Consider the following 15,017-nt stretch of genomic DNA (forward strand, 5'->3'; position numbering starts at 1 on the left):
GAGGCTAGGCCAATTCCAAGTGATGCAGACCACAAGCTGGTCGCGAACGGATTGAGAGTTCGATGGCAAATGTAATAGCCCTGTCAGTACTTGTCCTGGTGTTCGTCATATCCACCGTGAGGTCGGTGAACATGGGTGCGCTTGCCCTGGTGGCTGCCTTCGTCGTCGGAACACTGGTCTTCACTGTCGATACCAGCGAGATCCTCGACGGCTTCCCGGCCAGCCTCTTCGTCATCCTGGTCGGCGTCACCTACCTGTTCGCGCTGGCCAGAAACAACGGCACGGTCGACTGGATCATTCACGCGGCGGTCCGTGCGGTCAGAGGACGAGTGGCCCTCGTGCCGTGGGCGATGTTCGCGGTGTGCGCGGCCGTCACCGCCATGGGCGCGGTCAGTCCCGCTGCCGTCGCCATCATCGCGCCCGTGGCAATGGGCTTCGCCACCCGCTACCGGATCCACCCCATGCTGATGGGCTTCATGGTCGTCCAGGGCGCAACGGCGGGCAGCTTCTCCCCCATCGGAATCTTCGGTGTGATCACCAACGACGTCATGCGCCAGAACGGCCTCCCGTCCAGCCCCGCCTTGCTGTTCGTCTCGACCTTCGCAGCCGCGGCCGTAGTTGCCGCAATCGCGTACGTCTCGTTCGGCGGTCGCGCATTGATTGCACGCGGCGCCTCGGAGCGCGTGCTTGTCAGCGCAGTCGGCAACGCGTCGGGCGGTGGCGACACCATCACCGGTTCGGGTTCCGGCGACAGCTCGAAGGGTGGCGGCAAGTCCTCGGGTGGGACCGCTCCGCACGAGGGAGCACTCAATCTCGAGCGGCGACTCACCCTGCTCGGGCTGGCATCACTTGCACTCGGCGCCTTGGTCTTCGACCTCGACGTCGGATTCACCGCACTGACCGTCGCGGTACTTCTCACCCTGATCTTCCCGGCCTCCGCCCGCGGAGCCGTCGACAAGATCAGCTGGGGCACCGTCCTCCTCATCGGCGGAATCGTCACATACGTGGCCCTATTGCAGAACCAAAACACCGTCCAGTGGCTCGGGGATTCGGTAGCTCACGTGGGCATTCCACTTCTCGCGGCGTTCCTGATCTGTCTGATCGGCGCGATCGTGTCGGCGTTTGCATCCACCACCGGAATCCTCGGTGCACTCATCCCTTTGGCAATTCCCTTCCTCATGACCGGCCAGGTCAATGCAACCGGCCTGGTTATCGCACTGGCAATCTCGTCGTCTCTGGTCGATTGCAGTCCGTTCTCGACCAACGGCGCGCTGGTGGTGGCGAACGCCGCTCCGGAAGAACGCGACGTGGTGTTCGGGCTGACGATGCGGTGGGGCATGACCATCATGGTGGTGACGCCGATTCTCGCCTGGTTGCTGTTCGTTGTTCCCTGGTCCGTCTGAATCTTCGCTCAAAGAAAGGGAACTCGCGATGAACAGCGAATCCACACTTCTGCGCTCCCTCGACCCCCGCATCTTCGACGATCACGGAGCGGCGGTCAGTTTCGGCGAAGGCGCGACCCTCTCTCGCGCCGACTTGTTGGCCGCCGCCACCGCGGTCGCCGATCGAATCCACGGTGCACAGCGAGTGGCAGTACAAGCCGCCGCCGGCCTCGAGACAGTGGTCGCCGTCGCCGGCGCGCTGATCGCCGGTGTTGCCGTGGTCCCGATCCCACCGGACTCCGGCCCGCTCGAACGTCAGCACATCATCGCCGATTCCCAGGCCGAACTGATACTCGGAGACGGACCGTCGGATTCGAGTATCCCGTTGATTCCCATCGATATTCACGCGCGATCTGCGACGTCCTATCCCGAACCGAGCGCGGCAGCTACCGCACTGATCATGTACACCTCAGGAACCACCGGAGCGCCGAAAGGCGTCGTCCTCTCGCGAGCAGCGATCGCAGCAGATCTCGACGCACTTGCCCACGTGTGGAATTGGACTCCGGAGGACACACTCGTCCACGGACTGCCCCTCTTCCACGTCCATGGGTTGATTCTCGGCGTGTTGGGCGCATTGCGCGTCGGTTCACCGCTGATTCATACCGTCAGACCAACTCCGGATTCGTATGCCGCAGCGGGTGGCTCGTTGTACTTCGGTGTTCCGACCGTCTGGTCACGCGTGTGCGGTGAGCCCTCGGCGGCAGCAGCATTGCGATCCGCGCGCTTGCTCGTGTCCGGAAGTGCACCACTTCCGGTTCCATTGTTCGAGCGGATGAAATCGCTGACCGGATTGGCTCCCGTCGAGCGCTACGGAATGAGTGAAACCCTCATCACCGTCAGCACGACGCACGACGGCGAACGTCGCCCGGGTTGGGTCGGGCACGCCGTTCCGGGAGTCAGGACGAGGTTGCGCGGCGAGAACGGCGAATTGTCGGCGCACGACGGAGAGCAGCTTGGGCAACTGGAAGTTGCGGGAGCCGTGCTCTTCGACGAGTACCTCGGGAACCCCTCGAAGACAGCGGAATCCATGACTAAGGACGGCTGGTTCCGCACCGGCGACATCGCGGTGATCGACGACAGCGGATTCCACCGCATCGTCGGCCGCGAGTCGGTCGACATGATCAAGTCCGGTGGATACCGCATCGGTGCCGGCGAGGTGGAACAGGCACTTCTGGCATACCCCGGCGTTCGCGAGGCCGCCGTCGTCGGTGTGCCGGACGACGATCTCGGCCAGCGCATAGTCGCATTCATCGTCGGGGACGTAGCTGACTGCGCGGTGGTTTCGGACTTCGTCGCCGAATCACTGTCGATCCACAAGCGCCCTCGTCAGGTTTGTCTGGTGGACAGCTTGCCCCGCAACGCTATGGGCAAAGTCCAGAAGAAGCTGCTGACGCTCTGAAGGCAACTCGCTTGCGCAATCGACGCGGTGCGGTCGTGAGTTCTGCACGACCGCACCCGATACCAGCATCGAGACGGCGGTACAGCACCGATGCGCCTCAAGGTTCTCACTCGCACTCGCACAGTTTGCCGCCAGGCTGCCCCGTCACTCGCGGAAGTCTTTTCGTTTTCACGAATCGCCGAGGACCCGATCGCACCCTCTACGAGGATGGTTACCTTGCCAGCTCCCTGCGTAGGTCAAAGTCAGCCATCAACCTTGAAACCAAACGAAGCTGAGCTAGATAAACTACCTACCGCCCGTGAACTCGATTGCAGCATCTCTTCGACGGTAAGCGTCCAAGGGATTCGATGCCTTACGAATCAGGGCTTCCCAAGTCCGTAGGTGAACTCTCCAGAACTCCAGTTCATCGTCGCGTGGTACTTGTATCCACTCATCATGCCGTCGCCCTTATTCTCGTTGGCTGCGAAGCACTCAAAGACCGTGGTTTTTTCAGATAGGTCATCAGTCGAACCACCCCCGACAGGGGAACAGGACACCGAAATAATCGGACCGTCCATAAACCCTTTCGTAACGTGATCCTCAGCCATTTTCTTGACGCTGCTTTCAATATTGGTCACCGCCAAGATACGTCGGGCGCGTTCGCTAGCATCCTTACTCTCCTGAGCGGATTTTTCGGCGGCAACGCGGGCAGCTTCTTCATCGGCCGCCAACTGAACCGCCGCTGCCGCTGCATCCCGCTCAGCCTTCACGTTGGAATCATGGGACAGTTTCCAGACTGTCCCGCCGACCGCCGCGAGAAGAACAATCGCCAGCGCCGCTATCAAAACCTTCTTCGGTGGCCGCTTTCGCGATGTGGGCGAGTCCTTCGAATCCGGCGCAGGCAGGGGTAGCCACTTTGTCCCATCCCAGTAACGTTGACCGCCCGCTGGATCTGGGTACCAGCCCGCGGGTATCTGGTCAGATGGCTCGGACATCGTCGTGCTCCTTCATTCCTGGATAGAACCGATCACACTGGTGGGTGTGGTTGGAAATTGCCAAAATTAGCGAATCTGTCCCATCCATAAATCTTGAATGCAACGCGTTCGGGACCGGTCCGCTGAAACGGATTTCGTTAGTTCAATCAGAATAGAGAGTGATACCGACAAACCGTCCAGTTTTGGAGATCGAGCGCCACCCTATCGGAACAAAGGACGAGCCTTGGACCTACTACCTCGCCTTTTCCAGAACGAAACTCACCTAACCGCAGCACCTAGTCGGCGAGTACCCCGACTTCAGCCGTACGCCGTCGATGAACTTGCCAGCACGGCCAAAATATGAGGAGCCGTCGAAAGCGCATCGCTACGCCTACCATCGGCGATTGATCGAGAGATCAATCCGTCGACGCGGAATTTGCGTGTTTTATGGGTACGTTCAAGCATCGCGGCTTGTCGGAGACACGTGACATCGCCATGCTTCGAGTCTGTGGCCGTAGCCGTAGCCGTGGACACGTCAGCAGGAACTTCGAGATGCCTCAACGGAAATCGCCGGGACACCATTCGCTGATCTGCGAATTGAACCACTTCACAGCAATTTGGTATGCCACGCAGGGATGCAGCTGCGTTATCCACGTCAGTTCACAACTCGGAAATCAAATCCATCCCGATCCCAACACAAAACTGGAACGAACCGCTCAGCGCCCCGACACGAAACCATTTGGAGCACGACGATGTCTTGCCCAGGGTCCGCGCCTGAGCCGCACTCCAGGCGCGAGCAGGCTCAGCCGCCGTAGACCTCAGGGTCCAGGGTGCCGATGTACGGCAGATCGCGGTACCGCTCGGCGTAGTCGAGGCCGTAACCGACGACGAACTCGTTGGGGATGTCGAAGCCCACGTCGCGGACGTCGACGTCGATCTTGACCGCGTCCGGTTTGCGGAGCAATGTGACGACCTCGAGCGAAGCGGGGTTACGCGTCTTGAGGTTGCGCATCAACCACGACAGCGTGAGACCGGAGTCGATGATGTCCTCGACGATCAGCACGTGGCGACCGGCAATGTCCTTGTCGAGGTCCTTGAGGATGCGGACGACGCCCGAAGACGAGGTCGAGGATCCATAGGAGCTGACGGCCATGAATTCCATCTGCGACGGGATCGGCAGGGCGCGGGCGAAGTCGGTCATGAAGAAGACCGCTCCCTTGAGGACGCCGATCAGCAGGAGATCCCCTTCGGGGGCGCCTGCCGGGTAACGCTTGGCGATTTCCTCAGCCAGTTCCGCCGTTCGTGCACGGATCTGTTCTTCGGAGATCAGTACCGATGCGATGTCGCCCTCGTACACGCGTCAAACCCTTCGTCGGTCTTCGAATCCGAGGATCAGCCTGCCACGTCGCCGGGCCGCCACCAACCTCGCCTCCGGTGTTCCGCCCCCGATCGCGACGCCGCCTTGCCCCCGCAAGTCGATCACAAGGGCGTCGACCGCCCGTAACTGTTTGTCCGTCAATGCTTTTGCGCCGCCCTGCAGCAGCCAGGCTCGCAGAGCGCGTCGGCGGATTGCGGTGGGCGCTTCGGCAAGTGTGTCCACTTCCACTTCCCCGTCGACGACAGCCCGTAGAAGTAGGGCCTCGGCGTACTCGTCGAGCGCCTCGCCGTCCTCACGCAACTGCGTCGCGGTTCGGGCCAACGCCTCGGCAACTCCCCCGCCGAGAATTTCTTCGAGCAGCGGCAACGCCTCGTGCCGCAGACGCACGCGAGTGAACTCGGGATTGTTGTTGTGGGGGTCCTCCCACGGCGTGATGCCCAGGTCGACGCAGGCCGCCCTGGTCACCGACCGACGGATGCCGAGAAGCGGCCGTCCCCAGGGAGCATCGAATGCAGCCATACCCTGAATCGATCGCCCACCGGACCCGCGGGACAGTCCGAGAAGGACGGTCTCTGCTTGATCGTCGAGCGTGTGTCCGAGCAGAACCGGGAGGTCAGTCCTGGCGTCGCGCAGAGCGCTGTACCGAGCCTCACGCGCAGCGGCTTCGAGACTCCCACCTTCGGCTACGTCGACGGTCAGCACCGTCGCGGTCCGGCAACCCAGCGCCAGCGCCTGGTCTGCGGCCGAGCGCGCGACGGCATCAGAACCAGGCTGCAGCCGATGGTCCACGATCAACGCGTCGACAGAATCGGTTTCCGCCACCGCTGCTGCGGTCAACGCCAATGAATCGGCGCCCCCGGACAGGGCGACGACCACACGGCGTCGTGGCTCGAATGCGACCGTCCATGCCCGCACGGCCTGTCGCAGCGCCAGGAGGGCAGGCGTCTCAGGCAGCAGCATCTAGCCGAGAACGCGCTTTACCCACGCGTCGGGATTGTCGATCTCGTCGAGCAACGGCAAGGTCTCGGGCCCGGTCCAGATGGTGTTGAACTGCTCCATGCCGACCTTGAGAACTACCGCGTCGACGAAGGCCTTGCCACGCACGTACTGCGCCATCTTGGCGTCCATGCCGAGAAGCATCTTGATGATCCGCTGCACGGGGTTGGACTTGCGTTGCCGACGCTTGTCGAAGGCCGCGCGGATAGTTGCCACCGACGGCACCACTGCGGGGCCGACGGCGTCCATCACGTGGTCTGCATGCCCTTCGAGGAGGGTGCCGAGTACGAGCATCCGATCCAGCGCGTCACGCTGGGGTTCCGCCTGCGAAGCACGCAGCAGGCCGATGATCCCGCCCGCCGTCGCACCGTCACTGGAGTCGGGTTCCTTCCGCGAGCGCAGCTCTGCAGCAAGGCGCCCGACAACGTCGGTCATCGACTCGTCCACCGTCGCACCAAGCGTTTCGACGGATTCCTTCATGTACTCCGCTAGCCACGGTGAGGACGAGAACTGAACCCGGTGAGTGACCTCGTGCAGGCAGACCCACAACCGGAAGTCACTCGGATTCAGCCGAAGGGACCGTTCGACGGAGACGATGTTCGGTGTGACCAGAAGCAGGGTGCCGTGCTCGCCGGTGAACGGGTCGTACTGCCCGAGGATCGCCGAAGACAGGTACGCCAGCATGGCGCCGGCCTGCAAGCCCGCCGGCTTTCCGACGATGAGATTGCCACTGCCGTCAGGGTCGGCGCCGGTGAGATGCGCCATCGACCGCGAGGCCGCCGTGATCCACCCGGCCCGGTCCAGCACGTCAGCGGCCGGGACCGGTAGACCGTCGGCCAAACCGGTCACTTCACGAACCGGCAGTTCTGCGCGCTTGGACGCTTCGGCGAGTTCTGCGGTTGCCGTCTCGGCCGTGTAGCGAGACATCGCGGGGCCGCCGCGCGCCAGGTTTATCCCGGCTTTGGCGGCAAGACTCCAGTCGACGGCACCACCGAGCGGAGCCGAGGCTTCATCATCTTGTGGAGTCTTTTCGGCCACTATTGGCACCCGCAATTCCTCAATGCTCCGGCAATCGCGTCCAGGGCAGGACGGCTCACTTCTGGCGGCCGGTCATTGGACATCAGTGCAAAGGTGAGCACTCGCCCGTTCTGATCGACCACGAACCCTGACAACGCGCTGGCCGTCGAGAGAGTTCCCGTCTTGGCCCGTACCCAACCCGCACCGGTTCGGTTTCCGGACGCGTAGCGGTCGGACAAACTTCCTGTTCCGCCGGCCACCGGAAGGTAGTCCAGCAGCGGACGCAGTTTCGGATCACCGTCACCGGCCGCAGCCGTCATGACGCGATCGAGTACCTGAGCGGGAATGAGATCGTCGACGGAAAGTCCGCTGGAATCGTGCAGCGAAACTCCGGTGTAGTCGAACCCGGCGGCCTGCAAGGTCTTGCCGGTCGCGTCGACGGCTCCGGTGAACGAGGCTTCGATTCCGGAGGCAATCGCGACCTCACGCCCGATGGTCTCGGCGAGCACGTTGTCGGAATGTTCCATCATCTGCAGCAGTCGGTCGCTCAGCGGCGCCGACTGCACGGTGGCGATCGGCTTGGCACCGGCAGGCGCCGCGCCGAGACTCACGTTGGCGGGATCGACACCGAGGGCCTGAGCGAGCACCTTGCCCGCGTCCAACGCGGGCGTTTCCGAACGCGGCGACTCGTCTTGAGTGCCGTCGTACCGACCACCTTCGATCATCACCGATTCGATCGGGGTGATGTAACCGGCCGCGATGTCAGCGGGGTACCACCCGGTGGCCATGTTGTCGCCCTTGAACAAACTCGAGTCCACCACGACGCTGGTCACCGGCATACCGGCAGCCTTGATCTGGTCGACGAGATCCGCGATGTGCGCTGCGTTGGCGTAGTACCCGCTCTGCCCCTTCGGCGTCGCCGTCAGCGTCGGGTCACCGCCGCCGACCAGAACGACCTGCCCGGGGCTCGCTCCGGGGACCACCGTCGTGGCCAGCCGGTGGTCGAGCGGCAGCTTCAGCAGTGCCGCCGATGCGGTCAGCACCTTCGTCGTGGACGCAGGTGTCATCGGCGTCGACGGGTCTGCGCTCCACAGAATGTTTCCGGTGAGCGCATCAGCGACTACTCCGGTGAACTTCCCCAGATCCGGGTTGGCCACGGCCGGGCCGATCGCCGCTGCGATTCCCGACGCGCTCGGGATCGGTGCGTCCGTCGGGACGGGCACCACCTGAGGTGACGGCGTCACGAGCGCAGGCTGCGGCGACGTAGTCACGGTCGCGCTGCCCGCGGTGTCGTTCGACGTACCGAGTTTCACGACGACAACTCCGGCGACGGCCAGTACAACCACTGCACCGACCGCCAGAAGGATGCGGAAGTTACGCCGTCGACTCTCTTCCAACGAGCCGATCTTCTTCTTTCCTTGGCCCGCCAACGCCCCTCCGTCTGTGCTCTGCCTACTGGGTGGTCAGGCAACCTTATCCTTGACCCGATATCCTTCCGACGAATCATTACCGACACGACAGCGAGGAATCGGCGTGGAGTTCGACGTCACCATCGAGATCCCCAAGGGTCAGCGCAACAAGTACGAGGTCGACCACGTAACCGGTCGCGTCAAACTCGATCGCTACCTCTACACAGCTTTCGGCTACCCGGCCGACTACGGCTTCATCGAAAACACCCTGGGTGAGGACGGCGATCCGCTCGACGCCATGGTCCTGCTCCCCGAGTCGGTCTTCCCCGGCGTCATCGTCGAGGCTCGCGCAGTCGCGATGTTCAAGATGGTCGACGAGGCCGGCGGAGACGACAAGGTCCTCTGCGTTCCGGCCGGTGACCCCCGCTGGGATCACATCCAGGATCTGGGTGACATCTCACAGTTCGAGCTCGATGCGATCAAGCACTTCTTCGTCCACTACAAGGACCTCGAGCCGAACAAGCACGTCGAGGCAGCCAACTGGGTCGGCCGCGCCGAGGCAGAGGCCGAGATCGAGGCTTCGATCAAGCGTCTCGCTGCCAACGGCGGTCACTGAGCTCAAGTTCTCAGGCCTTACGAAAATCCCCGCACATCGGAAGATGTGCGGGGATTTTTTGTGCTGTTTTTACTCGCCCTTGCAGTTCCTACTCACCCTTGCAGTTTCTACTCACCCTGGAAGACTGGCGGGCGCTTCTGGAAGACGGCGGTGATGGCCTCGGTCAGATCCTGCGACGGCAGGAACGCCGCGTTCCAGGCTGCGACGTAGCGAAGGCTGTCGTTCACGCTCGCGCTGCGGGTGTGATCGAGCACGTCCTTGATCCCGTGGACCACGAGCGGCGGATTGAGCGCAATCTCCTTGGCGGTCGCGCGCGCCGCGGCCAGTACCGCGTCGGCATCTTCGAAAACGTCGTTGACGAGGCCGATCTTCTCGGCGCGCGCTGCGTCGATGTCCTTGCCGGTCAGAGCCAACTCACGCAGGTGTCCGTCGCCGATGATCGCGGGCAGACGCGCGAGGCTGCCCATGTCTGCGACGATCGCGACCTTGACCTCGCGGATGCTGAACTTGGCATCGGCACTTGCGTAGCGGATGTCCGCCGCCGTGATGAGGTCGACGCCGCCGCCGATGCACCAGCCCTGAACAGCTGCGACGACGGGCTTGCGGCAGTCTGCGACGGCATTGATGCCCGACTGCATGCGCTTGATCATGTCGTGGAACTTGGTGCGCGGGCCTGCCTGAGCCTTGTCCGCGAGGACGGCACCGAATTCACCGCTCATCGCCGGCAGGTCCAGGCCGAACGAGAAGTGCTTGCCGGAACCGGCGATGACGATTGCACGCACCTCGGGATCGGCGTCGAGGTCGGCGAAGATTTCGGGGAGTTCATTCCAGAAATCCGGCCCCATCGCGTTGCCCTTGCTCGGCCCGATCAGCGTCACCTGGGCGATGTTGTCTTCGCGCTCGACGGTGAACGCATTCCAGCTCTTCTGTTCAGTCATTACTCAAGAGTAACTAAAGGTCGGGCTCAGCCGAAGACCGCTGCCTTCATCCGAAGATTCCTGCCTCGTCAAGTACCAGTACGACGAGGGTGACGGCCATCAGGGCGAACATGATGAGCATCGCCATCCTGGCCGCCCGCTCACTCGTGGGCGGGAAAACGCGCTGCGCCGGATGCTCTGCCACGTACTCGGACAAGGACATGGTCCTGGCACGTGAGCGTGTCGGATTCTGTACCGCTGCTGTTGTAGCCATGTCGGTGATCCTTTCAACTACGCAATCTCAGTCAGGTACCCCAAAGGTGAAGTACCCGACTGAGTTCGACTTCTCCAATGTAGACCCGCAGATCGAAGAAGTCAGCGTGAGTTTGGTGCGAATTACCTGAGAGTTAGTCCACACAGGGGATGCCGCCATTCGCGTCGGCTCGGATAGGTGATCCCTGTGCTCCCGTGTCGGGAACTGTGCCGGCGGATACCGAGGAGTCCGACTGCGCCGGAGCGGCCGAGAACACGGTCTGCGCATTGTCCTCACCGATCAGTACAGACACTGATTCGGCCGCTGCCTGCTCGTTCGGCACTGCGGCCACGCCCAACTGCTCGGCCAGCGCCTCTGCGACGGCTTTGGCGCCGACTCCATAGCTGACCACCGACTTTGCCGTCGCAGCTGCGGTGCTCACCTCTCCGACTTCGACTCCCGACGCTTTCATCGCCGCTGCCAACGCGGCGCCCAACCCGTCCGTCGCGGTTCCGTTGCGGATATCCACAACTTCGTTCCCGGTCGAGACAGCGGTGTCCATCGCAGGTGCAGATGCCGAGTCACCTCCCGCGAAGATCCGCGACACTTCGATACGCAGACGCGCCGGATCGACCATGTTGACGTCCTGGCCGTCGACGGTCTCGTATCCCTCGATGGGCAGGGTGTAGAAGTCGATGTTCCCACCCGCGAGAGCGCTTGCCTGAGAAGCGAATCGGACGGGATCCATGGCGGAATCGATCACCACGTCCTTCTTCACCACGTCGGCCAGTGCCGTCATCTTCGGAATGTTTCCGATGACGCCGGAGCCCTTCAAGTTGGCGATCACCGCGCTGATGAAAGCCTGCTGCCGGTGGGTGCGATCCAAGTCCCCGTTGTCCAGGCCGTGGCGTTGACGGACAAACGAAAGTGCCTGTGACGCATCGAGAGTCTGAACCCCCGCCGGGAAGTTGGCGCCCGAGAAATCGTCCTGCACCGGATTGTTGAGGCACACCTGAACAGGGCCGATAGCCGAGACGACGTCATAGAAGCCCATCAGGTTCACTTCGGCAAAGTGATCGATCGGAACCTTGAGCAGATTCTGCACGGTGGTCAGTGTCGACCGCCGACCGACTTCACGCGCTTGCTGTTCTCGTGCAGCAGGATCCGTCACACCGTCCGCTACGAGTTTGGCGTCCGCATCAGCCTTCGCCATTCCGTAGGCTTCCTTGATCTTGGCCATTCCATAGCCGGGTACCGCGACGTAATCGTCGCGTGGAATTGCCACCGCACTGGCCTTGCCACCATCGCCCGGAACATGGAGCAGGATAAGCGTGTTCGTGTTGTACCCACCCACATCGCTATCCCCTGCGTGCAACTTGTCGGTGACGAACTCTGCCGGCAGATCGCTGCCGTCCATCGCCTTGCGACTGTCGAGACCGATCAACAAAATGTTGGTATCCCCGTCGAGTGAACTGCCGGCGTCGTCGCCGAGGGCGGAGAGCGCATCCGACCGGTACAGCCCCGACGTCAGATCCGACTGCACGTACCACCCGATTCCGACGCCCACCAGAATCGTCGTCGACAGGGATGCCGCCGCCAGCTTGCGCCCTACCGAGAGCGTCGACCGCTGCGGTTGACGCCTACGCCTGTGCCTGGTTGCCGAGTGTCGAGGTCGCGGTTCCACGGCCGACACGCTATCCACCGTTCCTGAGTAGAACCTGTCGATACCGGACACGGCTGGTCATTCGCTGAAAGAACGCTGAGAATGAAGTCCGAATTGGGCGAATCTGCTCTAGGCTCCGCCCTGTGGACCGCCGACGCTTCCTCAGTGCCCTCGCAGCAGCAACTCTGACCGGAACCGCCGCGGTGACCATGGGAACCGCTTGTTCGTCACGTTCGGTCGGGACGGCGGTCGCCGCAGCCGACGAGCCAGCAGACCCCGCCGCTGTTCCGAATCTCCCGCCTGCCTTGCTGCCGCCTCCACCGCCGTCTGCCCGGGTGCCGCTGCCCGCCGGCGGATCGTTGACCGCCCTGCCCGGCGGCGGAGATCTGTTTGCCCTGACGGTTGACGACGGAGCCAGCTCCGAAGTCGTGCGCCTCTACACACAGTTCGCAAAAGACACCGGCATCCGTTTGACGTACTTCGTCAACGGGCAATACAACTCGTGGACCGAAAACGCCGGACTTCTCAGACCTCTTGTCGAGAGCGGACAAATTCAGCTCGGCAATCACACCTACTCGCACCCGGATCTGACGTCAGTGTCGAAGCAGCAGATCGCCGACGAGCTGACGAAGAACGGCACGTTCCTGCGCAACACCTACGGCGTGGACGCGGCGCCGTACTATCGTCCGCCGTACGGAAGGCACAACGCGACAGTCGATTCCGTGGCCGCGAGCGTCGGCTACACCGTGCCCACCCTCTGGTACGGGTCGCTGTCGGATTCTTCGTTGATCACCGAGGAGTACATCCTGCAGATGGCGAACCAGTACTTCAATCCGGGGGCCATCGTGATCGGACACCTCAACTATCTGCCCGTGACCCACGTGTATCCGCAACTGGTGGACCTAATCCGGAGCCGGAACCTGCGGACCGTCACGCTCAACGATGTCTATCTGAAGCCGTGACGCCGTGGTGACCGCAGCCGACAACGAGGTCCCGGCCGACAACACGGCTCCGTCTGTGAAACAACGCACCGAGGCCTGGCTGCTCGCGGACATCACCGAGGAACCAGCCGGACATCTGGGGCCACACCGGATGGCGCCGAAGAAGGAGAAGCGCCACCCGTGGTGGAAGGTGATGTGCCTGACGGGTGTCGATTACTTCTCCACTCTCGGTTACCAACCCGGTATCGCGGCACTGGCGGCCGGCACGTTGGCTCCCATCGCGACAGTCGTATTGATCCTGCTGACACTCTTCGGTGCGCTCCCGGTCTACCGGCGAGTGGCTCGCGAGAGTCCGCATGGCGAGGGTTCGATCGCCATGCTCGAAAAGCTGCTGCCCAAGTGGCGCGGCAAGATCTTCGTTCTCGTGCTTCTCGGCTTCGCGGCCACCGATTTCCTCATCACTATGACGCTCTCGGCTGCCGATGCCACGGCGCACCTCGTCGAGAACCCTTTTGCTCCAACCTTTCTCTCCGGACACACCGTCGCCGTCACCCTGGTTCTGCTCGCGCTCCTCGCTGCGGTATTCCTCCGCGGATTCACCGAAGCGATCGGTATCGCGGTCGGATTGGTCGCCGTCTACCTCGCCTTGAACGTGGTGGTCATCTCCGTAGGTTTGTGGCACATCGTGACTGCGCCGTCGTTGGTCACCGACTGGACGCGCGCCATGACCACCGAGCACGGAAATCCGGCGATGATGATCCTGATCGCGCTGATCGTCTTCCCGAAGTTGGCTCTCGGTCTGTCCGGCTTCGAAACCGGCGTCGCGGTCATGCCGCAGATCAAGGGCGATCCGCACGACACGGAACAGAATCCACGTGGCCGCATCAAAGGTGCACGGCGGCTGCTCACCACGGCGGCGCTGATCATGAGCGGATTCCTGCTGACGTCGAGCCTGGTCACTACCATCCTGATCCCAGAAAACGAGTTCCAGCCCGGAGGCGCTGCCAACGGTCGCGCGCTTGCCTTCCTCGCGCACGACTATCTGGGTGAGATCTTCGGAACTGTCTACGATCTCAGCACGATCCTGATCCTCTGGTTTGCCGGTGCATCGGCAATGGCAGGGTTGCTCAATCTTGTTCCGAGGTATCTCCCCCGCTACGGCATGGCGCCGTCGTGGGCCCGCGCCGTGCGTCCGCTGGTCCTCGTGTTCAGCGTCATCGCCATCACTGTCACGATCTACTTCGACGCCGGTGTCGACGCTCAGAGTTCCGCGTACGCAACCGGTGTCCTCGTGCTCATCTCGTCGGCGACCGTCGCCGTTGCCCTGTCCGCTCGCAAGCACGGTCAGCGAAAACTGTTCGTGGGGTTCAGTTTTGTTGCAGTTTTGTTCGTCTACACGACGATCGCGAACATCTTCGAACGCCCGGACGGTGTGAAAGTCGCATCGTTCTTCATCGCCGCGATCATGGTGGTGTCCTTCCTTTCCCGGATCTCGCGAGCCTTCGAACTACGGGCAACCTCTGTCGAATTCGACGAGACTGCACTGCAATTCATCGCCGAGGCAGCCGAGAAGGGTTACCTCGCGATGGTGGCGCACGACGTCGATCGTCTCGACGAGGACGAGTATCGGCAGAAGGAATCGCAGCAGCGCGCCGAAAGCAACATCCCGGAGGCGGAGTCGATCATCTTCATCGAAGTCAACGTCACAGACTCCTCCGAATTCAGCACCGACCTCCTCGTCCACGGACGACAGCGCGGTGAGCACCGGATTCTCTGGGTCGACAGTCCTGCCGTCCCCAACACCATTGCGGCGGTTCTCCTGCGGACGAGGGACATCACCGGCGTGATTCCCGACGTCTACTTCGAATGGACGGAGGGAAATCCGATCATGTACCTACTCCGATTCCTCTTCATCGGCGAGGGCGAGACCGCTCCGGTGACCCGTGAGGTTCTACGTCGCGCCGAACCCGATCAGTCCCGACGGCCCCACGTCCACGTCGGTTGACACGGAACTCCCCTTGACCGCCCACGCG

Annotated in this window: 13 protein-coding genes; 5 read left to right on the top strand and 8 right to left on the bottom strand. The window is 62.5% G+C overall.

Features of this window, described 5'->3' with window-relative positions:
- The first annotated feature begins 62 nt into the window (after positions 1–62).
- Positions 63–1,403 (top strand): SLC13 family permease, encoded by a 1,341-nt coding sequence (locus CPI83_RS25735; protein ID WP_003945503.1) that lies wholly within the window; start codon positions 63–65, stop codon positions 1,401–1,403.
- 28 nt (positions 1,404–1,431) lie between these two features.
- Positions 1,432–2,841 carry an acyl-CoA synthetase gene (locus tag CPI83_RS25740; protein ID WP_097387921.1) on the top strand — a complete coding sequence of 470 codons (1,410 nt, stop codon included), beginning with the start codon at positions 1,432–1,434 and terminating at the stop codon, positions 2,839–2,841.
- Between the two features lie 359 nt (positions 2,842–3,200).
- Here the strand turns inward: CPI83_RS25740 and CPI83_RS25745 are convergent, their stop codons facing one another.
- From CPI83_RS25745 to dacB, 5 genes are all read right to left on the bottom strand, one after another.
- On the bottom strand, positions 3,201–3,815 hold the full coding sequence (locus CPI83_RS25745) for a DUF2510 domain-containing protein (RefSeq protein ID WP_097387922.1): 615 nt from the start codon (positions 3,813–3,815) through the stop codon (positions 3,201–3,203).
- Between the two features lie 781 nt (positions 3,816–4,596).
- The gene (gene hpt, locus CPI83_RS25750; RefSeq protein ID WP_019746778.1) at positions 4,597–5,151 is read right to left on the bottom strand and encodes a hypoxanthine phosphoribosyltransferase; all 555 of its coding nucleotides are present in this window, start codon (positions 5,149–5,151) and stop codon (positions 4,597–4,599) included.
- A 3-nt stretch (positions 5,152–5,154) separates the two neighbouring features.
- Positions 5,155–6,132 (bottom strand): tRNA lysidine(34) synthetase TilS, encoded by a 978-nt coding sequence (tilS, locus tag CPI83_RS25755; protein ID WP_097387923.1) that lies wholly within the window; start codon positions 6,130–6,132, stop codon positions 5,155–5,157.
- On the bottom strand, positions 6,133–7,206 hold the full coding sequence (locus CPI83_RS25760) for a zinc-dependent metalloprotease (RefSeq protein ID WP_097387924.1): 1,074 nt from the start codon (positions 7,204–7,206) through the stop codon (positions 6,133–6,135). It abuts the gene before it with no gap.
- A complete protein-coding gene (gene dacB, locus CPI83_RS25765) occupies positions 7,206–8,615 on the bottom strand; it encodes a D-alanyl-D-alanine carboxypeptidase/D-alanyl-D-alanine-endopeptidase (RefSeq protein WP_097387925.1) in 1,410 nt (469 codons plus the stop codon). The genes CPI83_RS25760 and dacB overlap by 1 nt, the downstream gene beginning before the upstream one ends.
- A gap of 103 nt (positions 8,616–8,718) precedes the next feature.
- On the opposite strand from dacB, the gene CPI83_RS25770 reads away from it, so the two are divergent.
- A complete protein-coding gene (locus CPI83_RS25770) occupies positions 8,719–9,210 on the top strand; it encodes an inorganic diphosphatase (protein WP_003941181.1) in 492 nt (163 codons plus the stop codon).
- Between the two features lie 107 nt (positions 9,211–9,317).
- Here CPI83_RS25770 and CPI83_RS25775 read toward each other — a convergent pair whose 3' ends face one another.
- From CPI83_RS25775 to CPI83_RS25780, 3 genes are all read right to left on the bottom strand, one after another.
- Complete coding sequence (locus CPI83_RS25775) at positions 9,318–10,148, bottom strand: crotonase/enoyl-CoA hydratase family protein (protein WP_021333819.1); 831 nt, start codon at positions 10,146–10,148, stop codon at positions 9,318–9,320.
- A gap of 46 nt (positions 10,149–10,194) precedes the next feature.
- Entirely contained in the window at positions 10,195–10,401 is a 207-nt protein-coding gene (locus CPI83_RS30785; RefSeq protein ID WP_124568973.1) for a hypothetical protein, read from the bottom strand.
- Between the two features lie 133 nt (positions 10,402–10,534).
- Complete coding sequence (locus tag CPI83_RS25780; protein ID WP_232816809.1) at positions 10,535–12,064, bottom strand: LCP family protein; 1,530 nt, start codon at positions 12,062–12,064, stop codon at positions 10,535–10,537.
- Between the two features lie 122 nt (positions 12,065–12,186).
- Here CPI83_RS25780 and CPI83_RS25785 point away from each other — a divergent pair, with 122 nt between their 5' ends.
- On the top strand, positions 12,187–13,005 hold the full coding sequence (locus CPI83_RS25785; protein ID WP_020906062.1) for a polysaccharide deacetylase family protein: 819 nt from the start codon (positions 12,187–12,189) through the stop codon (positions 13,003–13,005).
- 4 nt (positions 13,006–13,009) lie between these two features.
- Complete coding sequence (locus CPI83_RS25790; protein ID WP_097387927.1) at positions 13,010–14,989, top strand: amino acid permease; 1,980 nt, start codon at positions 13,010–13,012, stop codon at positions 14,987–14,989.
- Positions 14,990–15,017 lie beyond the last annotated feature (28 nt).

This window comes from Rhodococcus sp. H-CA8f (genome assembly GCF_002501585.1).
Classification (GTDB): Bacteria; Actinomycetota; Actinomycetes; order Mycobacteriales; family Mycobacteriaceae; genus Rhodococcus_F; species Rhodococcus_F erythropolis.